The organism is Flavobacterium tyrosinilyticum (assembly GCF_023656565.1).
Taxonomy (GTDB): domain Bacteria; phylum Bacteroidota; class Bacteroidia; order Flavobacteriales; family Flavobacteriaceae; genus Flavobacterium; species Flavobacterium tyrosinilyticum.
The window spans coordinates 938,728-959,387 of sequence record NZ_JAMOKG010000001.1 but is presented as its reverse complement, the minus strand read 5'-3'; the positions used below and the strand labels follow the sequence as shown (position 1 = coordinate 959,387).

The window sequence follows — 20,660 nt, the reverse complement described above, 5'->3', positions numbered from 1 at the left end:
AGAAATAATCTAGTGTAAAATTCGTGGCAAAAAACTAAGAAACTAAATACCTCAGTATCTCAGCACTTTAAATTATAACTTTTTCAATCCTTTTAAATCGGAAGCCATTCCTTCTTTAATACTGATGGCAACACCTCCACCAGGAGCTAAATACTGCTTCAATTTGCTTTTTGAGTTTACGATAACTTTAGCAACCTTATACTTCTGTGGATTTTGACTCCAATTGGCCTCTTTAGCATCGGCATAAATTGTGGCAACGAAATTTTTTCCTGCAGGTAAATAATCGAAAGAAATGTTTGCTGTTCTGGCATTTTCATCTGTAATTCCGCCAATAAACCATTCGTTTTTGCCTTTTGCTTTACGTGCAATTGTAATGTAATCTCCAGGTTCGGCTTCTAGAATATAACTGTTATCCCAATCTACAGCGACGTCTTTAATAAACTGAAATGCATCTGGAAAACGCTCGTAATTTCCAGGAATATCAGCCGCCATCTGCAACGGACTGTACATCGTTACATAGTAAGCCAATTGTTTTACTAAAGTCGTATTTACTCGTTGTGAACTTCCTGTTCCGTAATATGAAAGATCGGTCTGGAAAATTCCAGGCGTATAATCCATTGGGCCTCCCATTAAGCGGGTAAATGGCAGAATTGTAGTGTGATCTGGAGCTAATCCTCCCATAGATTCGAACTCAGTACCGCGCGCTGATTCCTGAGCAATCCAGTTTGGAAAAGTTCGGTTTAATCCCGTTGGGCGAACGGCTTCGTGGCTGTTGATCATAATTTTATAATCGGCAGCACGTTTCGCAACGTTGATATAATGATTGACCATCCATTGTCCGTCATGATGTTCTCCACGCGGAATAATCTGTCCTACATAACCTGTTTTTACAGCATCATAACCGTTATCATTCATAAATTGAAAAGCACGATCTAGACGACGTTCGTAATTGGTTGCAGAGCCTGAAGTTTCATGGTGCATGATAATTTTTACACCTTTAGAAGCTGCATAAGCATGAACCGTTTTTACATCAAAATCAGGATATGCGGTAACGAAATCAAAAACGTCTTCTTTCCAGTTGCCAATCCAGTCTTCCCAGCCAATGTTCCAACCTTCGATAAGGATTGCATCAAAGCCATTTTTAGAAGCAAAATCAATGTATTCTTTTGCGCGTTCTGTTGTAGCTCCGTGTTTTCCGTTTGGAGTAAGTTTCGTAAAATCATCTGTCATTTTTACGTTGTTTTCTTTTCCAAAAGCCCATGTACTTCTTCCTGCAACAAAATATTCCCACCAAATTCCAATGTATTTTACTGGTTTAATCCATGAAACATCTTTGTAACTGGTTGGTTCGTTAAGGTTTAAAATTAATTTTGAAGCTAAAATATCAGTTGCTTTATCACTTACCACAATAGTTCTCCAAGGTGTTTGAGCATCAGTCTGCATGTAGCCTTTTGCGCTAACGGCATCTGGTGCTAAATGACTTGTCATTTTGTTGGTTTTGGCATCAACTTCAAGATACATTGCTGGATAGTTAATTAATCCTGCTTCGTGAATGTTGATATATAAACCATCGTCCGACTTCATCATTGAAGGCGTTTGTACAGATAATTCTTTGATTGGCTGTTGTGCATTAATCTCAATCGTAGCTTTTTTCATCAAAGAAGGGATTTCTGAAATCTTTGATGTTGTATAAGCATATTCGTTGGTGTCATAGTCTCCTGGAATCCAGAAAATTTTATGATTTCCAGCCAATTGAAATTCGGTGCGCTCTTCTTTAATTACAAAATAGTTGAGATCATTTTGTTTAGGAAATTCGTATCTAAATCCCAATCCGTCGTTGAATAAACGGAAACGAATACGGATAAATCTATTGTTGTTTTTCGCTTGCGCTAAAGTGACAACCAATTCGTTGTAACGATTTCGAATTGTTTTTTCTTCTCCTAAAACCGGATTCCAATTTTCATCAACAGAAGATTGTGCTGTATTTGTAATGGTAAAACCATCCATAAACGAAGCATTGTTTTTAAGCTCTAAACCTAAAGAACTTGGTTTAATAACTGGTTTCTGTTTGTATGATAATTGGTAAGACGGAATACCACCTTCTTTTAATTCAAATTTTAGAGAAAGATTTTTGTCTGGCGAAGCTATTTCTTGTGCCTGAAGTGAAAATACACTTAGGATAGTAAAAAATAAAAACGCTGTTTTTTTGTTCAAACGCATTTGAAGCAGTGTTTTTTGGGATTGAAAATTCATTTTATTTAGTTTTTTGCAAATCTAACTTTATTATAAGCTTTTATTCTTTTTTAAGTATTAAATATTGGTAAGCTTCTAAATTAATTTCTGAATCTAAAGAAATCGTGCTTCCAGTTAATGCATTTTTCTAATGGTATTAGCCAAAACAATTAGAGTAGTGTATTTCCCTTCGGTCGAAATGATAGAAACTTTTTAGGAAATATAGCACTTGGAATTGATAAAAAAAAATCACTCCGAAGAGTGATTTTAAGGGTAATATTTGTGGTTTTGGTTAGATAATTTTATCATGAAGTTAAAAAAAACCGCGCATCAATTCGAGCGCTTTACTTATTTGGTTCCGGAATGCATTTATCGAGATTCCGAATTCCTTGCTTATTTCTTCGTAGCTCATTCCTTTTTTCCGACATTTTAAAATCTGCCTTCGTTTGGTTGGAAGCTATTTTATAGCTTGTTTTTTAAGTTTCCTTTTTGGAGTTCACTTAGCAATAATTTTTCACTATGGTTAGCCGCTTCGAACAATTTAATTTGCATTTATTTAATTCTAGTGGTACTAAACTATCAAAATTCGAGGTCTGATGTCTGACTTCTTCACAAATATATAAAAATATTATTCTCAATAAATCATATATAAAAAAACTTAATTCAAATTTTTTGTTAGTTTTTTTAGAGAAAGACGTAAAATGCATTGTAAAGTGGCATTCTGCAAGTAAGTGTCATATTGACGCTTTTCTGAAGTAGAAAGTAATTTTTGAATTTTACTTTTGAGAATATTCTTATTTGCTAAAAATAGAATTATGCCGATGTACTTCTTTATAACACAAAAATCCTTTCATCTTTTATTAAAAAGACAAAAGGATTTTTGTGTTATAAAGAAGAATCAAAGCGATTCTTTAAATCTTATTAATTAATTTTTCAAGTCTTTAATTACTTTAAAAGCAACATCAACTTGATCTTCTCCAACTAAAATAGTAAATTCATTTGAAGTCGAAATTACCTCATTGATAATGATTCCTTCCCAAGCCAAACGCTGGAAAATGAAGTAGTAAATACCAGGGACAACAATGTTCTCTTTTGGTAATTTTACTGTAATCGAAGCTAAATTATCCAATTTCTGGATTAATTTTTCTCTCATAAAGTGTTTTTCAACCAAGTGATTTACACTGCTGCTCACTACAATATTAGTTTCGTTTACTCCACGAGATGAGGTATAAAAAATATCAGATAGAGCATTGATATCAGAGATCAAATCTGCTTGTTTGTTTAAGACCGTTTCAGATGCAGCAAAAGTGTAATCGGTAAGTTCCGAACGAACTGTGATTTCACCAATATTTTTAATTACTTTATTGATTTTGTGGTTTAGTTTAAAATCTAGTTCTTCCGTTAGTCGTTTTAAAGACATTACAACAGCGCCTTGTTTTACTTCTTTGCCAAACTCACTTTCTAATTCGGTCATAATATTTCGCGAAAGTGAAGTTAGGTTAATAATTCCGAGTGACAGGGCATTTAATAAAAATGGTTTTGTTTTAATGTAGTTTTCTACAATAGAAGAAACAGTTTTCATAATCTTTTTTTTTTTTTTTTTGGTAACAGTTGAGTTGGTAGTTAATTTAACATTGCGATGTTATAATTCTTTGCAAATATAAATAAAAAAACAAATTGTTACAATTATAACAATAAAAAAATATGTTAAAAGTGATAAAAAGCATCAGTAAGATGTTCAATTGCAAATGATTCGCCGTTTTTATGGACCGCAATGATATCAAAACGGATTTCTAAATCTTCTTGAAAATCCTTTTCCCTATCGTTTATGTAGGCATTTACTGCTTTAATGAGTAATTGAATTTTTTTGGACTTCACAAAATCTTGCGGAGAACCAAAATCTAAACTCGAACGAGTTTTAACTTCAACAATTGCCAAAATATTATCTTTTTGTGCAATTATATCTATTTCTGCTTTTTGGATAACAAAGTTTCGTTCTATAATCGAATATCCATTTTCTTCAAGATGTGCCGCAGCGAGATCTTCTCCTAATTTTCCTAAATCGTTATGTTCTGCCATGGGTTTTGTTTTTTTGTTTCAAGTTTCAGGTTTCAAGTTTTGAGTTTTGAGTTTTTGAAAGCGTCATATTAATTTTATGTTTTTTGCACGCAAAGACGCGAAGGCACAAAGAATATTAAACTTTGCGACTTCGTGTCTTTGCGAGATTTTATGTGGTATTGTGAGATTTGCTTAGATCCTAAGCAATGTGATATTACTTTTTAAAAGTAACCGTACTTCCAGAAGCAGTAACTTCTATAGAAATAGTATTTCCCATAATTAAAGCTCTATTGTCTCTGATATGACCGGCTGGGAAATTAAAAATGACTGGAATATTGTATTTTTTCGTAACATCATCAATAATTTCCAATGCATTTTTCCCCCAAGGAACTTCATTGTCTTTCATGCTTGTCATTCCGCCAATGATAATTCCTTTTAGATTTTCGATACATCCGTTACGTCTTAGATTCATCATCATACGGTCAATATGATACAGATATTCGTCTAAATCTTCGATAAATAAAATTTTATCTTTGCAGTCAATTGCCGATGGGGATCCTAACAAACTATATAAAATAGACAAGTTACCTCCAACCAATTCTCCAGTAGCACTTCCTAAACGATTCATAGGATTTGGACTAATAGAGTAAGAAATAGGTTGGTTGAATAAAGCGGCTTTTAATGAGCTGACGGCATCTGGAGTTGCTCTAGGAACCGTTACGGGCATAATACCATGAATAGATTTATAGCCCATCGTATTCAAATGATTATGAAGAACCGTTACATCACTAAAACCGATCACCCATTTAGGATGCTGTTTAAATTTCGTAAAATCTAATAAATCCAACATTCTAACAGTTCCATATCCGCCGCGAACGCACCAGATCGCTTTAATATTTGGATTGTCCATTTGTTTCTGAAAATCGGCAGCTCTCTGTTCATCTGTTCCAGCCAATTGATGATAATCTAAACCAATTGTTGACCCGATTACGGCTTCTAACCCCCAACTGTGCAATAGGTCTATTGTTGGTTTTAAATTGTCGTCGATGTTTTTTCTTGCTGTTGCCAAAAGTGCCACAGTATCTCCTTTTTGTAAATAAGGCGGTGTTATCATGTTTTGTTGAGATTGACAGTTGAATGATTGTAAAGCAAAAATAAGAAATGCGAGTTTACAAAAGACAAAGTGTCTCTTTATATAGTGAAAGCAGTTTTTATTCATTTTTTTCTTTTGCTTAAAATTATAAAATTAATTTTTAAGGTTTAACAATTTAACCTCCATATTGTTTTTGCAGTTCCGACAAAAGTAACATTAAACCTTTGTCTGCTTCTTCAGACTGCACATTGGCAAATAAGATAAAAGCTTTATCGATGTCTATGCAAATATACACTTTGGTTAAAAATGTTCCTGGATTTCCGTAGTGAAAAGAATATTTTAGGCCCGATTTTTCATTTATTTCAGAATATCATCCAAAAGAAAATTCAGGAAAACCAAAATGCATTTTATTAAATTCTTCTTCAGACATTACTTTTGATTTTCCTAACAAACCTTGTAGTTGCATCTGTGTAAATTTGCAAAAATCAGGAAGATTTACATTGATATTTCCTGCTGATGAAAGCCAATTTAATTTATAATTTACAAATGGTTTTTCAGGCTTCAAATTTTCATCATGTCCCCACGGCTGGTTTATATCAGTCACGTTTGGTTGTCCAAAACCGAAGTTAATATTTAGCTTTTTACCCAATTCTTCCACTAAAGTTTCATAACTCTTTCCAGTTGCTTTTTCAAGCATTAAACCTGCAGCAACAAAACTTGGATTGGAACCATACCATTCTTGTTTTTCTGTAGCAATTTGTTTTTGCTTAAAAAACCAGCTTATAAACTCATAACGCTGTTCTTGATTATTTCCTTTAATTTCTTGTTGATTTGGAGTTTCATTTCCGTAAGACCAAGTTGGAATTGGTGCTCTAAATGTCAAGAAATCTTGCAGGGTTACATTATAAATTTCTGGATTACTTTCTGCTTTTAATTCAGGATATAAATCAAAAAATTTAGAATTCCAGTTTATTTTTCCTTCTTTAACTAAAGTCGCCGCAATATAACTTGTGACCGTTTTTGTGATGGATCCTAAACGAAATATATCGTTAATTTTTGCTTTATGAGAAGATTTGTAGCGTTGAAATCCAAAAGCTTCGATTTCAAAAATAGAATCTGAAGAAACAACTGCATAAGCCAATTCTGGAATTTTATATTGTTTTCTGATTTCCTCTGCTCTGGAACTATTTTTTTGCCCGTAAAATGGATTTGTAAAGCTCAAGAATAAAGCAAAAAACAGTATTTTTTTCATGTTATAAATTGTCAGATTTTTTGAGCAAGATACAAGAGTTTTATTAGAAACAAATGTAATATTTTTAAATTTTATTCAAGTAAAAATCTTACAAATTAATTAAGTTTGTCTTTTTAAAAATCTTCTCTATGCCGTTAAAATATAAATTCTCTTTGATTATTCTTTTTGCGTTGAATGTTCTGTTTAGCCAACCCAAAAAATACAAAATACATACCGTAGCTTTTTACAATTTTGAAAATCTGTACGACACTGTAAATGATGAATTTACAAATGATGACGAATGGACGCCAAATGGAGCACAACGTTGGACAACGGAAAAATACGAGCAGAAATTAAAAAATTTGGCGAGGGTAATATCTGAAATTGGTACACCCGAGAATTCAAATGCTCCGACTTTAATTGGAGGAGCTGAAATCGAGAATCGTGGCGTTTTAGAAGATTTAATTAAAGAACCAAAGCTATTGCCACTAGATTTAGGAATCATTCATTTTGATTCTCCAGACAAACGAGGAATCGATGTGGCTTTGCTGTATCAGAAAAAATATTTTAGACCCACTTCTTATTCAAATATTCCTTTAATTATTTACAAAAAAGAAATGGTCAAAAAAGAACAAGAAGCAGAAGTTTTGGATGACGAAATTGAAATTAAAAAAGAAAATAAAAATCGAGTTTTTACAAGAGACCAGCTTTTAGTGTCAGGATTTTTAGAAGACGAAGAAATCCATATTATTGTCAATCACTGGCCGTCCAGATCTGGCGGAGAAAAAGCAACAATGCTATTTCGGGAAGCAGCAGGAAAATTGAACCGAAAAATTATCGATTCATTACAGCAAATTATTCCGCAGGCAAAAGTATTGACAATGGGAGATTTTAATGACGGACCATTTAATAAAAGTATCAAAATAGGGTTAGGTGCTAAGGGAATAAAAGCTGAAGTTGCTGAATTTGATGTTTTTAATCCGTTTGAAGAGCTTGCTAAAAATGGCTTAGGAACTATTGCTTATCGGGACTCTTGGAATATTTTTGATCAAATTATCCTAACAGAATCCTTAGTTAAAGCTGATTTTTCGACTTTTAATTTTTGGAAAGCAGGGATTTTCAATAGACCTTATCTTATTCAAAATTCTGGTGCATATAAAGGATATCCGTTGCGGAATACATTGAGCGAAGCAGGTTTTAGTGATCATTTTCCGGTTTATGTTTATTTGATAAAAGAGTTTTTAAGGTAGAGACGCACTGCAGTGCATCTGAAGTTTTTCAGAAATTAAAATACAAACCCATAGACGCACTGCGGTGCGTCTCTACAATTTCACTACCTTAGCTTTTCATAAATTTTGAATAAAAATGGCTATAGCAAAACCTTTTAACCTGACGCAATGGATTGACGAAAACCGTCATTTACTAAAACCGCCTGTTGGAAATAAAAACCTGTATGTTGATTCTGGAGATTATATTGTAATGATAGTTGCTGGACCAAATGCACGAAAAGATTACCATTATAACGAAACAGAAGAACTTTTTTATCAGTTAGAAGGAAGTATTAAGGTCGTCATTCAGGAAGATGGACAGCGTAAAGAAATGGAATTAAATGCTGGCGATATGTATTTGCATCCTGCAAAAGTGCCTCATTCTCCCGTTCGTTCAGAAGGTTCTATCGGACTTGTGATCGAAAGAAAACGTGCTGGACAAGGTTTTACAGATGGTTTGCTTTGGCATTGCGATAACTGCAATCATAAATTGTATGAAGTATATTTTGAACTTCATAACATTGAGAAAGACTTTCTTCCTCATTTTGAGCACTTCTACAATTCAGAAGAATTAAGAACTTGTGATAATTGTGGAACTGCTATGGAAACCGATCCTAGATTTACGGCTAAGAAATAAGAAGTATTTAACTGCAAAAAAGCACATATATATGTGCTTTATTTTTTATATTTGTATCAAAAACGAAATGAAAACATATCAATTATGATACAAGAAATAATCGCATATAAGAATATAGTTGATAATATTGAAGGATTAATGGAAAAATCCCCTTACAAGAAAAACTACATAATTGAAAAAGTAGGAATTCCTAGTCCAACATTTTATCGTAAATTGAAAACACAGTCATTTACTCCTGACGAAGTATTATCTATTGCTAAAATACTTTCTCCAGAAGAAAATTTTATGTTAGAGTTAAAGGCGGATATTGAGCAAGGAAAACGAGATATAAAAAATGGAGATTTTATAACACATGAACAAATGTTAGCCAAGCTGAAGAGCAAAAATCTTATATAAAATTTATTGGTTTTTGTCGATTGTTATAAAATGAGATCAATTCAATATGATTGTCTGTAAGTTCATAATATAGAGTAATGTTTTTTGAAATAATTATACTTCGACATTTCAATTTCGTATCGTATTTTCCAAGCATAGGATTGTTTTGTAATAAAGTTATAATGCGTAAAACATCCTTAATGAATTTTTGAGCTATGTGTGGCGACCAAAATTGTTCAAGGTAATTTTGAATATTATCAAAGTTATATTGTGATTTTTTAGACCAAATAATCTCCATTGTGAATTTGAATATTCGGCTAAAATATAGAAATAAACTTACAAAACGCACATTTATAAACTAAAATTTTTCCCTTGCTCAGGATAAATAATCTTCAATCCTAAATTGTTTTGAGCTTTTAACTGCTCTCTAATTTTTGCAATATTTTTTGCCGGCGGTTTCAAATGTGTAATAATAATTTTAAAGTTTTCCAGAGAACCTTTTCCTGATAATTCCTCTAAAACATGAAGTTCTTTCATTAAATAATTCGGAGTCAAATGACCAAACAAAAATTTATCTGGCTGTTCATTTGGAAACGAAACTTCAATAAAAATTCCTTTCAATTGCTTGGCCTTAACCAATGGCGCAACAGCTGTCCATAAATCACGGAGATTATTGCTTTTTTCCACTTCGTCAGGCCCTGTATCACCTAAGTACAAAGCATAATTATTGTCGTTTTTAATTAAGAAAGCGGTACTTTCAAACGGATTAACATGGCTTAAAGGAAATGCTTTAACCGTCATTTTAGCATTGGTCAAAAGAGTTTCTTTCGCCAAATCTAAAGTCTGAAAATGATATTTTTTGATATGAAAGCCAGGACCTGCATCTCCAAAATTAGCCCAAGTCTGATCGTTGAAATAATGGTTTTCCATCATTTCCATGCATTTCTTTGTAGCATAAACCGTTTTCGAAGAATCGGCTGGAGAATTGATTATCAAACCTGACACATGATCTAAATGTGCATGAGAAATCAAATATCCTTTGATGTATTTTCGTAAAACTTCGCTTGTAGAAACTTTAAAAGTTTTATTTTCTATAGCTTTTTCGATTCCAGCGTTTACAGTTCCAGCGTCTAGACAGATATAATCAGTTGTATTGGATGGAGCGATTAAATAAGCCGAAAGATTTTTTTCGTCGATACCGCCCATTACTCCCAATGGAACTACAGAAAAAGAGGTTTTTTCCTTTTGGGAAAATATATTGGTTGTAACTAAAAGAAAACAAAGCAGAAGCCTATTAAAAAGGGTCATATTTTTTAATTTTAAGTACTGCAAATTTCATTAAATAAATTCAATAATGAGGTTTCGGTTCTGTTAATACTATAAAATAAACTTAAATTTACTCTGATTTATGAATTAACTTCAATTGAAAATTAATTCTAAAACAATATCTTTACATAAAAATACAACAATTTTAACCAAAAAAGTTACAATGACAACAATAGCATCGCAATTTGGAATGAAGGAAGCTCTTGATAAATTGGGCATCAAGACAATAAATGAAGGAACATCAACAGGAATTAATAATTTTTCTTCTGGAGAAATTCTAGAAAGTTACTCGCCAGTTGATGGGAAATTAATTGCTTCGGTAAAAATGTCAACGGCAGCAGATTATGAAAAAACAATTCAAACTGCGGCTGAAGCTTTTAAAACTTTTAGATTAATTCCTGCTCCACAGCGTGGTGAAATTGTGCGTCAGTTTGGAGAAAAATTGAGACAAAATAAAGAAGCGCTTGGTAAATTGGTTTCTTATGAAATGGGGAAATCATTACAAGAAGGATATGGAGAAGTACAGGAAATGATTGATATCTGCGATTTTGCAGTAGGATTATCTCGCCAGCTTCACGGACTAACAATGCATTCTGAAAGACCTGGACATAGAATGTACGAACAATATCATCCGCTTGGCATTGTTGGAATTATTTCGGCATTTAATTTCCCAGTTGCAGTTTGGTCTTGGAACACAGCTTTAGCTTGGATTTCTGGTGATGTCTGCGTTTGGAAACCTTCTGAAAAAACACCTCTTTGCGGAATTGCCTGCCAAAATATAATTTCTCAAGTTATAAAAGAAAACAATCTTCCAGAAGGAATTTCGTGTTTAATAAATGGTGATTATAAAATAGGAGAGTTGTTGACTGCAGATACTCGAATTCCTCTTATTTCAGCTACAGGTTCTACCCGAATGGGGAAAATCGTAGCACAAACTGTTGCAGGAAGATTAGGAAAATCATTATTAGAATTAGGAGGAAATAATGCTATTATTGTTACTCCAGATGCAGATATAAAAATGACGGTTATTGGTGCTGTTTTTGGAGCTGTTGGAACGGCTGGACAACGTTGTACTTCAACTCGACGATTGATTATTCACGAAAGTATTTATGATAAAGTAAAAGATGCTCTGGTTGCGGCTTATAAGCAGTTACGAATCGGAAATCCGCTTGACGAAAATAATCATGTTGGACCACTAATTGATACTCATGCTGTAGAAATGTATGCAGCAGCTTTGAATAAAGTTGTAGCCGAAGGCGGAAAAATCCTTGTAGAAGGAGGAGTGCTTTCTGGTCAAGGTTACGAGAGTGGCTGTTATGTAAAACCAGCCATTGCGGAAGCTGAAAATTCGTTTGAAATTGTACAGCATGAAACCTTTGCTCCGGTTTTGTATTTAATTAAATATTCTGGAGAAGTAGAGAATGCCATCGAAATTCAGAATGGTGTTGCGCAAGGATTATCTTCTGCAATTATGACTAATAATTTACGCGAAGCAGAAAGATTTTTATCTGCAACAGGTTCTGATTGTGGTATTGCAAACGTAAACATAGGAACTTCTGGTGCCGAAATTGGAGGTGCTTTTGGTGGTGAAAAAGAAACAGGAGGAGGGCGTGAGTCAGGATCTGATGCATGGAAAATTTACATGAGACGCCAAACCAATACGATTAATTATACAACAAATCTTCCGTTAGCACAGGGAATTAAATTTGACTTGTAGGTAGGAAGTTTAAAATAAATAAAACCGCTTTTTTCAGTATTTGAGAAAGGCGGTTTTTTAATGCTAAAAATTTGTAGTATTTTTACTTTTATTAGCCTAAACTTTCTATAATTTATAAGCAACCCAAAATGACTCTATTTTTTTTAGCCGGACTTACTCCATTTGGATACGGATTTATTGGAGTACTTCTTTTATCGTTTTTATTGGCCTATTTTTGGTTGAAATCAAATGGGAAAGAGGATAAAATTGGCTGTGTTTCTATTGGAATTGGAGGAATAATTATTTGGTTTGTTTTGATGTTTCCAACTTTTATTTCCTTTTCGATTATTGAAAATGGAAACCTATGGGCTAAAATTGGAGTTGCTGTTTTTTGGGTCTTAATCTTGGCGTTAGTTGTCTATTTCCGATTTGCAAAAAATACTTCCAGCGTTAAAAAAGTGATTTTTACCTTTTTCAAATACCTTCTTTTTTTAATTTTTTTAGGTTTGTTTCTGGTTCTGTTTTTCGGAATGGCATTTTATATTTACCAAAGACTTTTCACAAACGAAAAAAATCAAGATCCTGTTTGGGTTGCTTTCTTGTGCATCTTTTTTGTGGCAGCACTTATTATAGCAGGATTTGGCCTTTTGAGTAAAAATAAAGAAGAGAAGAAAAGAGAAAAAACATCTTTCTATGATCTGGAACAAGCGAAATTAAAACCAGAATTAGTACTAGAATTGGATTTATCTAAGAACAAATTGACACTATTTCCTGAAGAGATTTTGAAGTTTAAAAATTTGAAGTTTCTTATTTTAAGTCATAACCAAATTACCGAAGTTCCAAACGAAATCAATAAATTGAGTAAATTGATTGGTTTGGATTTAAGTAATAATCCAATTTCAGATGTAGAGAGAAATAAAATCAGAAAATTGCTTTCTACGGAAGTTGAGATCCTATTTTAAACCTTTAACAATATCATTATTTATCATTTTATGAATGATCTTTTCGAATTTTTAACTCAAAATAAAGCAGATGCCGTAGAGGTTGTTTTTCTGATGTTTTTTAGTTTAGGAATTGCTTTGTTCCAGACGGTCATTTATTCAGGACTTTTTAATTTTAAATTTCCATCTTGGCTGTTTTTTGTTTTATCTCCCGTACTTGTCGGACTCAGTTTTTTAATTGATTCTTCGTATCCTTTGGCAGTTGTATTGCTATTGTTTTTGTCTGTTTTTTTATCGGCTTTTATTGGAATGATTGTTTCGGGAATTAGAAGCAGTAAAGAGGAAAGGATAGAAAGGGAAAAATTCAATCGGAAACATAATATTCAAAAAACACCATTGAGTAAAAAAATCCTTGGAATCGTTGTTTTGATCGGTATTATTCTATCTTTTATCTATTTGGCTGAAAATGGAAATTTGAAACTTCTTTTGCTCATTATTCCAGGTTTCATTGTAGTTAGTTCTATATTTTTCCCAAGTAATAAAAGCAAATTTATGAGGCTCCAGTCTATTTTACCAACTTCAAAAATTGATGCAATAGCGATGGGTCAGGTAGAGATTGTAGGAGATTTAGAAGAAATCGAACCCATTATTTCGCCCTATTTTAATAAACCTTGTATTGGATATTATTATAAAATTGAAAAAGAAAGTCCTCGTGATGATGATGGAAGAACGACTTACAGCACTATTTTTTCAGAAATTAAAACAGGTAAATTTAAGATAAAAGACGAAACAGGCTCGGTAACAGTAGATGGGGAAGGATTAGAATATTATTTTAACAGAATAGATAATCAAGCAGGAGGAAAGACTAGGTATACCGAAACTTACTTAAAAAGCAATGATTATATGCTACTTATAGGTTACGCAGATTCAGACAATGGTACTACCATAATTAGAAAAGGAAGTCCAGATACTGTTTTTGGCATTGCTATGCCGAGAAGTATTTCATTCAGAAATAAATATAAACCTTTATTAGACTCTTTTTTGGTGACTTTGTTTTTCATTTCCCTTATACTCATTTATATCATTTTAAATTAAAAAAATATGACCGCTCAAAACATTGCCTTAATTGTTGGATTACTTCTCATACTTATATTTTTTAATGTACTTATCAGAATTTATAATAAGTTGGTTATGCTAAAGAATAATTATGAGAAAGCTTTTAGAAACATTGATGTTATTTTAATGCAGAGAGCTGATGAAGTTCCAGAATTGGTAAAAGTAGCTTCGAAATTTATGGAACATGAAACTGCAATGCTAACCAGTTTGACCAAATTAAGAACTGATTTTTTGAATTCAAAAACAGTTGATGAAAAAATAGAAAATGCCAATGAGTTTTCAAAAACCATGAAAAATCTATTTGCAGTTTCTGAAAATTATCCCGCTCTTTTATCCAACAATAATTTTCTAGAATTGCAGAAAAGAGTTTCTCAAATGGAAGATAAAATTGCAGACAGGAGAGAGTTCTTTAATGATAGTGTAAATCTTTACAATGTTGGAATTCAGGAATTTCCTAATTTTATATTAGCCAAAATGATTGGTTATAGAGCGCAAGGTTTATTTGAAGTTACACTCAATGAAAAAAAGTATGACGGGATTCAATTTTAATACTTTTTTTGGTCATGAAAACCAGATTAACAATCTAGGAGACCAAGTTCTAATCTATGGTTTTGCAGGTATTATTTTTAGTATTGTTGCGCTGTTATTTATTTCAATAGTGATTAGAAAACTGGGACTTAAAAGTTTCAATAGCTATTTTATTAATCCGCTTATGTTATCTTTAGGATTAACATTACTTGTGGCTATTTTGCCAACAATTGTTTTTTATGTTGTGGCTTCAGATATTTCTGGTGTAAAAATTATGTACAGTTGGATCACCATTTTTATTGGAATGTTGTTTTTTGTTGGTTTTAATCTCGAAACAATCAAAAAATGTTTGAATGAATTTGGAAAAGTTATAGAACAAGAGGAGTTTAGAAATCGAAGAAGATAATGATAATAAAGTTAAAAAGGCTTCCAGATTTGGAAGCCTTTTTAAGTTAAGTTATTTTTTAATTAATGTTTGGTTAAATGACCCGTCAACGGTATAAATTTTAGCTAGATAAGTTCCCGGAATTAAACCGCTTGTATCAATGCTTTCAGAGTTTCCAGAATTAACTACAAGGTTTCCAGAAATATTGTAAATAAGTACTTTTTGTACTTTCTGTTCTGGATCTGATAAGTATAATGTGTTGGAAACAGGATTAGGATATAAAATTATTTTTGCTGATTCTATAGATGTAGTTTCGGCAACTGTAGCCATTTTCAAAGTCGTTCCGCTGTAAACTGTGCTGATATAGAATAAATTAGCAACAGAGCCTTTTGTTATAGTATGAGAACCGGCAGCAATTGAAGCCGTTACGATACCTGCCGATGCTGTATAGGAAACATTGTCGACTTTGATCGTTCCAGTAAAGCTTGAATCGAAAACCAAAGTTAAAGTTGATGCACTAGTTGTTGTATACGTTATTGATGTACTAGATTCTATCTTTAAACGCTCTGTCAATGTTAATCCGTTATAGGTCACAGATCCAGGAGTTGAATTCATGTTTCCTGTAATAGAGTAGAATGTGCTTGTTTTTCCAGAAGTTGTAAAGTTATGAAGTTCAGATCCGCCAGTTGAGCCTGTTGTAACTGTTATTGTTCCTGATGCCGTTACAGGTGTTCCTGCAGTGCCTGATGTTGTTACAGAATAAGATACATTTGCTGTTGGAGTTCCAGTAATAGTTATGGTTTTTGCTGTTGTATTTTTTACAAAAGATAGTCCAGAAGCTGGTAGCCCAGTTACAGATGCATCTGTAGCGTTTCCGCCCCAAGTAAATACAATTGAAGCAATAGCAGTTCCAGAAGAAACCGTTTGGCTATTGTTGCCAGATGAAGTTAATGTTTGTGTTCCAGCTGCAGTTACTGTTACAGTTCCAGAACCAGTGGCTGGGGAACCACTAGTTCCAGAAGTTGCAATGGAATACGAAACTGTTGCAGTTGGCGTACCCGTAATAGTTATAGTTTTAGCTGTAGAATTTTTTACAAAAGATAATCCAGAAGCAGGCAATCCTGTTACTGTTGCATCAGTTGCATCTCCACCCCACGTAAATACGATTGAAGAGATTGCCGTACCACTTGCAACTGTTTGATTGTTATTTGATGCAGAAGTCAAAGTTAAGGTCTGTGTTCCAGCAGGTGGATTTCCTTCTCCTTGTACAGCAACTAAAGTTCCAGTATAATTTGTAAGAGCTGTTTTTAATGCTGTAATAACCAAAGAAGAAGTGTCATCTGTGGCATTGTTAAATGTCCATTTTAAATCTCCTCCAGAAACACGTCCAGCATATTGAGTCGTTTTTGTTTTCGCCGCAGCCGGAGTATCGATTACTAGATTTTTTATGTACAAATTAGCATCTGTATCGAAGTTGTTGTAAACATTAGCGCCAGATTTAGATTTTACAGTACTGCTCACCGTTTCTCCTCTTGTTGTTGCTACGTAAGCATCGAAATCTGTTGTAGAGCTTATTTTTCCTGAAATATTATACAAAGGATTTGGATCGTTGTAAGCTACAAAACGCATGTTGTTTGTTCCGTTAGAAGCGTCAAAAGTATTGTTGAAAGCTTTAATGCTTCCTCCTGCTTCACCAGAGAATGTTCCCATTGTTCCAGCATTATTCACTTGGTTTGCTTCATCCCAAATATCAGAACCTTGAAGTGAAGTTAGCATTGGGTGCTTACTATTTCTAAAATAATTTCCTTCAACAAAAAGTGAAGATCCTAAAGTTGATCCTGCTCCATATTTAGAAACACCATCATAATAGTTGTTATAAATATGTGCTGAATAATAACGCACACGAGGATGGCGTGAATCGGAGTGGTCAAACCAGTTGTGGTGATACGTGATATAAAGTCCAGAAGTTGTTCCTTCGCTTAAACCTAAAAGACTTGCTTTTCCATTATCCCAAAAGTGGTTGTAAGATAATGTGATATAAGTTGAAGTTTTATTGTCAAGTGCACCATCACCTTTTATTTGGTCAGCATCACTACCAGCATTTCCGTAGAATAGATCACAGTTATGAACCCAAACGTGGTCATTGTCCTGCTGCATTCCTACGTTATCGCCTGCAGTACTATTGCAGTTCATAAATCCAAGATTGCTTACTTCGATGTTTGAAGCCGACTTCAGTCGAACTCCCCATCCATTTGCTACAGCATCGTCTCCAATACCTTCAATGGTAACATAACTCGAAGCATTGTTTGCGTTTTCAATAACAACATCGCCACCTTCCATAACCGTCATATCAGTGATATTTCCGATTAAACGAATAATAAACGGACGTGTATCTTTTCCTTTCTTGATAGCGTAAAGAATATTCTGTAACCCAATACAAGGGTTTGCACTTGCACCGGTAATATTCATTGAAATGGTGTTTTTAGTATTTTGTGTAATGTACAGAATTACCGCATTGTCTTTAGGAGTTCCGTCTGCTTTGTATCCTCCTGGAACACGCCCGCCATCAAAAGCAAATCCGTTTCTGTCGTGTGCAGTTACAGTTAGATTTCCTGTTGTGGCTCCAGTTCCTTCTGTGCCATTTACAACAGGTTTTACTTTTACAGTGTAAGTTCCGGCTTTAAGTCCCAGAATGTCAGCGCGGAAATAAGAACCATAGCTTCTAATAAGCTGGTCGTCTATCTTTTGGTCTGTAAATCCGTTGCCTGTGTAATACACATTGTAGGTCTGAGCACCACTGACTGGTTGCCATTTTACAAAAGCAGTTTCCAACCAGCCAGAAGCTTCATTAATTTGGATGGTTTGGGCCCATAATTGAACTGTCATGAGAAAGACAGCCACGAAAAGTAGTTTTTTTTTCATAAGGTTTGTTTAAGATAGTTAATAAAATAAGTAAGTGGTTATTACTTTCGATTTCAAGTGATTTAATTGTAATCGATTACACAAAATTATATATTAATTTTTAATAGTATAATTTTTTGGGTAAAAAAAAGAGGATACTTGAATTTTTGAACTATTAAAATATTAAAAATGTAATAAATTGCATTAATTGTAATTTATTACACATTGGCTATTGAGTACGGAAAGCCGTATTTTTCTCGCTTTTAGTAATTTTAAACCTTAAACAAAATGAATTGAGATAATCTGTAATTTTTTTTTATTACATAAATTACATTCTAATTTTTTGTAAGAAATGGATTCTTTTTGTGTTTTAAATAAGAGATTATTCTTAGAAGATTTAATTAGAATCTTGAATTGGTGTTGAAAATTTAAGGCTATAGAAATAAAAAAAAAGCCCTTTTGAGTAAAATCAAAAGGGCTTCAGTTTTATATTTTTTAACTTATTAGTCTTTACTAGAAAGTTTCGATAAAAGTCTTAAGAATTCGATATACAACCAAACCAATGTGATCATTAATCCCATTGCTCCGTACCATTCCATAAATTTTGGCATTTTTTCTCTTGCACCTTTTTCAATTAAATCAAAATCTAAGAAAAGGTTAAGTGCCGCAATAATGATAACAAAAACACTGATACCAATACTCATCATAGAATTTCCATAATGAACAGGTGTCCAGCTTGTAAACATTGATACAACCCAAGAAATTAAATAATAAGTCGCAATTGCTAATGTTGCAGCAACCACAACAGATTTGAATTGTTCTGTAACTTTTACGATTCTAAATTTGTACAAACCAAGGCAAACCAAGAAAGTAACAAGAGTTGCACCAACTGCATTGATTACGATTCCTGGAAATTTTAATTCAAATATCGCAGAAATACCACCAATGAACAATCCTTCGAATAAAGCATATCCTGGCGCTAGGTAAGGAGATAGCTGTGGTTTGAATGAAGAAACTAAAACTAAAATAAAACCAATAATTGCACCTCCAATTGTAGGTAACATCGGATTCATTCCATTAAAAGCCATCCACCATGTCACCATAGCAGCTCCGCATAAAATTAGAAATAAGATTGCTGTTTTGTTAATTGTTCCAGACACCGTCATTTCTTGATTGTAATCAATAATCTGAGCTTGGTGTACTTCTGTTCTTGATTCAGTATTAGACGAAAAACGCTTACTGTTTAAAAATGGATTTTTTGAATTAAAGTTCATATTGTAATACATTTAATTGAATTCAAATATATGGAGATTTTTTGATGTGCACTTGCATAGGAGAATTTTTTAACATGAATTTCTGTTCTTATTTAAGACATAAAAAAAATCCATTAAAACTAATTTAATGGATTTTCGAATATTTTAATTTAAAGAAATTATCTTATTTCAATAAGTCTAAAACTAACGATGGGAATAAACCTAAGGCAATATTTAAAACAATTGACACTACAGCTGTAGCATAAATAAGGAATGGTCTTCCTGTTCTTTCTTGATTAGGTTCTTTAGAATACATTGCAATGATCAGTTTGAAATAATATCCAACACTAATAATAGAGTTGATTACGGCAACGATTACTAAACCAATGTATCCTGCTTGAATTGTTTGATTGAATAAGAATAATTTAGCAAAGAATCCAGAGAAAATAGGAATTCCAGCCATTGATAATAATGAAGCCGTTAAAACTGCAGCCAATAGCGGATTTGTTTTTCCTAAACCGTGGAAGTTTGTAATGTCTTCATTATCTTGATCTCTGCATACATATAAAATCACACTGAAAGCTGCGATTCCTGCTAATGCATAAGCAGCAGTATAGTATAATAAAACTCCAGCTGATGCAGAAACAGTTAACAAGGTCATTAACATGAAACCTGCGTGAGAGATTCCAGAGAAAGCAAGCATACGTTTTACGTTTACTTGTCTCAACGCCATGATATTACCAACAGACATTGAAGCAATAGAAATAATAACCACTATAACTTCAAAAGTATGCAATAGATCTTGATTTTCTAATGAAGAAATGAAGTTCATACTAGCAATCAGTTTAAATAAAGTTGCGATTGCTACTACTTTTGCCAATGTACTCATTAAAGCTGTTGTTAAAGCAGGAGAACCTTCATAAACGTCTGGAGCCCAGAAATGGAAAGGAACAGCAGCTACTTTAAATAACATTCCAACAACCATTAAAATCATTCCGATTGGAAACCAGATTGGTAACTCTGCAGACAAAGCACTTTCGTGAATTTCGCTGATATCAAAGCTTCCCATAGCGCCGTAGATCAAGCAGATTCCAAATAATATAATTCCTGATGCGAAAGATCCCATTAAGAAATACTTCATACCGGCTTCGTTACTCTTGATATTTAAACGGTCACTTGCAGCAAGTACATATAATGCAATAGATAAGATTTCAATTCCTAAAAAGAACATCGCTAAGTTTCCAAAAGAAACCATTGCTACAGCTCCAGCTAATAAGAATACTTTAATTGCAACGAAATCTGAAATTTTCGTTGGGTGATTTTGGTAAAAATTGTGACTTAACGCTACAAGGAAAATCGTCAAAACGATAAACAATGATGAAAAAGCTGTAGAAAACTTACTCACTGCTATCATATTGTTGTAATAACTTTGTTCTGTTCCAAATTCACAGTAATTAAGTGCCAATACACCTATTAAACCCAAAATGGTAATAGGAATTATGGCCTTTCTTAAATTAAGAATTTCAAACAATAGGCAGAAAATACCCAATCCTGTTATAGCTATTAATGTATTCATTTTTATCTTTTTGATTTAGGATTTCAATTTTTAAGTGGAATCCT

Annotated in this window: 18 protein-coding genes and 1 pseudogene; 8 read left to right on the top strand and 11 right to left on the bottom strand. The window is 33.1% G+C overall.

What is annotated here, in order from left to right:
- Window positions 1-72: 72 nt before the first annotated feature.
- The 6 genes and pseudogenes from NCC77_RS04235 to NCC77_RS04210 form a co-directional block, all read right to left on the bottom strand.
- Complete coding sequence (locus NCC77_RS04235; RefSeq protein ID WP_250835064.1) at window positions 73-2,220, bottom strand: glycoside hydrolase family 97 protein; 2,148 nt, start codon at window positions 2,218-2,220, stop codon at window positions 73-75.
- A 325-nt stretch (window positions 2,221-2,545) separates the two neighbouring features.
- Window positions 2,546-2,677, bottom strand: a pseudogene (locus NCC77_RS04230) (sigma factor-like helix-turn-helix DNA-binding protein); the annotation flags it as partial.
- Window positions 2,678-3,157: 480 nt separating this feature from the next.
- A complete protein-coding gene (locus tag NCC77_RS04225; RefSeq protein ID WP_008466087.1) occupies window positions 3,158-3,814 on the bottom strand; it encodes a hypothetical protein in 657 nt (218 codons plus the stop codon).
- Window positions 3,815-3,939: 125 nt separating this feature from the next.
- The gene (locus NCC77_RS04220) at window positions 3,940-4,311 is read right to left on the bottom strand and encodes a YraN family protein (protein ID WP_250834485.1); all 372 of its coding nucleotides are present in this window, start codon (window positions 4,309-4,311) and stop codon (window positions 3,940-3,942) included.
- A gap of 193 nt (window positions 4,312-4,504) precedes the next feature.
- Window positions 4,505-5,404, bottom strand: coding sequence for a S66 peptidase family protein (locus NCC77_RS04215; RefSeq protein ID WP_250834484.1), 900 nt, complete (start codon window positions 5,402-5,404; stop codon window positions 4,505-4,507).
- A gap of 349 nt (window positions 5,405-5,753) precedes the next feature.
- The gene (locus NCC77_RS04210; protein ID WP_250834483.1) at window positions 5,754-6,635 is read right to left on the bottom strand and encodes a serine hydrolase domain-containing protein; all 882 of its coding nucleotides are present in this window, start codon (window positions 6,633-6,635) and stop codon (window positions 5,754-5,756) included.
- A 128-nt stretch (window positions 6,636-6,763) separates the two neighbouring features.
- On the opposite strand from NCC77_RS04210, the gene NCC77_RS04205 reads away from it, so the two are divergent.
- The 3 genes from NCC77_RS04205 (at window position 6,764) to NCC77_RS04195 (ending at window position 8,915) form a co-directional block, all read left to right on the top strand.
- Complete coding sequence (locus NCC77_RS04205; RefSeq protein WP_250834482.1) at window positions 6,764-7,864, top strand: endonuclease/exonuclease/phosphatase family protein; 1,101 nt, start codon at window positions 6,764-6,766, stop codon at window positions 7,862-7,864.
- A gap of 115 nt (window positions 7,865-7,979) precedes the next feature.
- Window positions 7,980-8,519: a 3-hydroxyanthranilate 3,4-dioxygenase gene (locus NCC77_RS04200; RefSeq protein WP_250834481.1), complete on the top strand. Its 540-nt coding sequence runs from the start codon at window positions 7,980-7,982 to the stop codon at window positions 8,517-8,519.
- Window positions 8,520-8,603: 84 nt separating this feature from the next.
- On the top strand, window positions 8,604-8,915 hold the full coding sequence (locus NCC77_RS04195) for a hypothetical protein (protein WP_250834480.1): 312 nt from the start codon (window positions 8,604-8,606) through the stop codon (window positions 8,913-8,915).
- On the opposite strand, the gene NCC77_RS04190 is transcribed toward NCC77_RS04195, so the two are convergent.
- Together NCC77_RS04190 and NCC77_RS04185 are read right to left on the bottom strand one after the other, a co-directional pair.
- A complete protein-coding gene (locus NCC77_RS04190) occupies window positions 8,908-9,192 on the bottom strand; it encodes a type II toxin-antitoxin system RelE/ParE family toxin (RefSeq protein ID WP_250834479.1) in 285 nt (94 codons plus the stop codon). The genes NCC77_RS04195 and NCC77_RS04190 overlap by 8 nt on opposite strands.
- Before the next feature lie 53 nt (window positions 9,193-9,245).
- Window positions 9,246-10,202 carry an MBL fold metallo-hydrolase gene (locus tag NCC77_RS04185; RefSeq protein ID WP_250834478.1) on the bottom strand — a complete coding sequence of 319 codons (957 nt, stop codon included), beginning with the start codon at window positions 10,200-10,202 and terminating at the stop codon, window positions 9,246-9,248.
- A gap of 181 nt (window positions 10,203-10,383) precedes the next feature.
- Here NCC77_RS04185 and amaB point away from each other — a divergent pair, with 181 nt between their 5' ends.
- From amaB to NCC77_RS04160, 5 genes are all read left to right on the top strand, one after another.
- A complete protein-coding gene (gene amaB, locus NCC77_RS04180; RefSeq protein WP_250834477.1) occupies window positions 10,384-11,937 on the top strand; it encodes an L-piperidine-6-carboxylate dehydrogenase in 1,554 nt (517 codons plus the stop codon).
- 128 nt (window positions 11,938-12,065) lie between these two features.
- Entirely contained in the window at window positions 12,066-12,878 is an 813-nt protein-coding gene (locus tag NCC77_RS04175) for a leucine-rich repeat domain-containing protein (protein ID WP_250834476.1), read from the top strand.
- 30 nt (window positions 12,879-12,908) lie between these two features.
- The gene (locus tag NCC77_RS04170; RefSeq protein WP_250834475.1) at window positions 12,909-13,952 is read left to right on the top strand and encodes a hypothetical protein; all 1,044 of its coding nucleotides are present in this window, start codon (window positions 12,909-12,911) and stop codon (window positions 13,950-13,952) included.
- Window positions 13,953-13,958: 6 nt separating this feature from the next.
- Window positions 13,959-14,522, top strand: a complete 564-nt coding sequence (locus NCC77_RS04165; RefSeq protein WP_250834474.1) for a LemA family protein — start codon at window positions 13,959-13,961, stop codon at window positions 14,520-14,522.
- Window positions 14,491-14,907 (top strand): hypothetical protein, encoded by a 417-nt coding sequence (locus NCC77_RS04160; protein WP_250834473.1) that lies wholly within the window; start codon window positions 14,491-14,493, stop codon window positions 14,905-14,907. Before NCC77_RS04165 ends, NCC77_RS04160 begins: the two co-directional genes overlap by 32 nt.
- A 51-nt stretch (window positions 14,908-14,958) precedes the next feature.
- Here the strand turns inward: NCC77_RS04160 and NCC77_RS04155 are convergent, their stop codons facing one another.
- From NCC77_RS04155 to NCC77_RS04145, 3 genes are all read right to left on the bottom strand, one after another.
- Window positions 14,959-17,808, bottom strand: coding sequence for a pectate lyase family protein (locus tag NCC77_RS04155; RefSeq protein ID WP_250834472.1), 2,850 nt, complete (start codon window positions 17,806-17,808; stop codon window positions 14,959-14,961).
- Between the two features lie 482 nt (window positions 17,809-18,290).
- Window positions 18,291-19,061, bottom strand: a complete 771-nt coding sequence (locus NCC77_RS04150; protein ID WP_201999061.1) for a Bax inhibitor-1/YccA family protein — start codon at window positions 19,059-19,061, stop codon at window positions 18,291-18,293.
- A 163-nt stretch (window positions 19,062-19,224) separates the two neighbouring features.
- Window positions 19,225-20,616 carry an NADH-quinone oxidoreductase subunit N gene (locus NCC77_RS04145; protein ID WP_250834471.1) on the bottom strand — a complete coding sequence of 464 codons (1,392 nt, stop codon included), beginning with the start codon at window positions 20,614-20,616 and terminating at the stop codon, window positions 19,225-19,227.
- Window positions 20,617-20,660 lie beyond the last annotated feature (44 nt).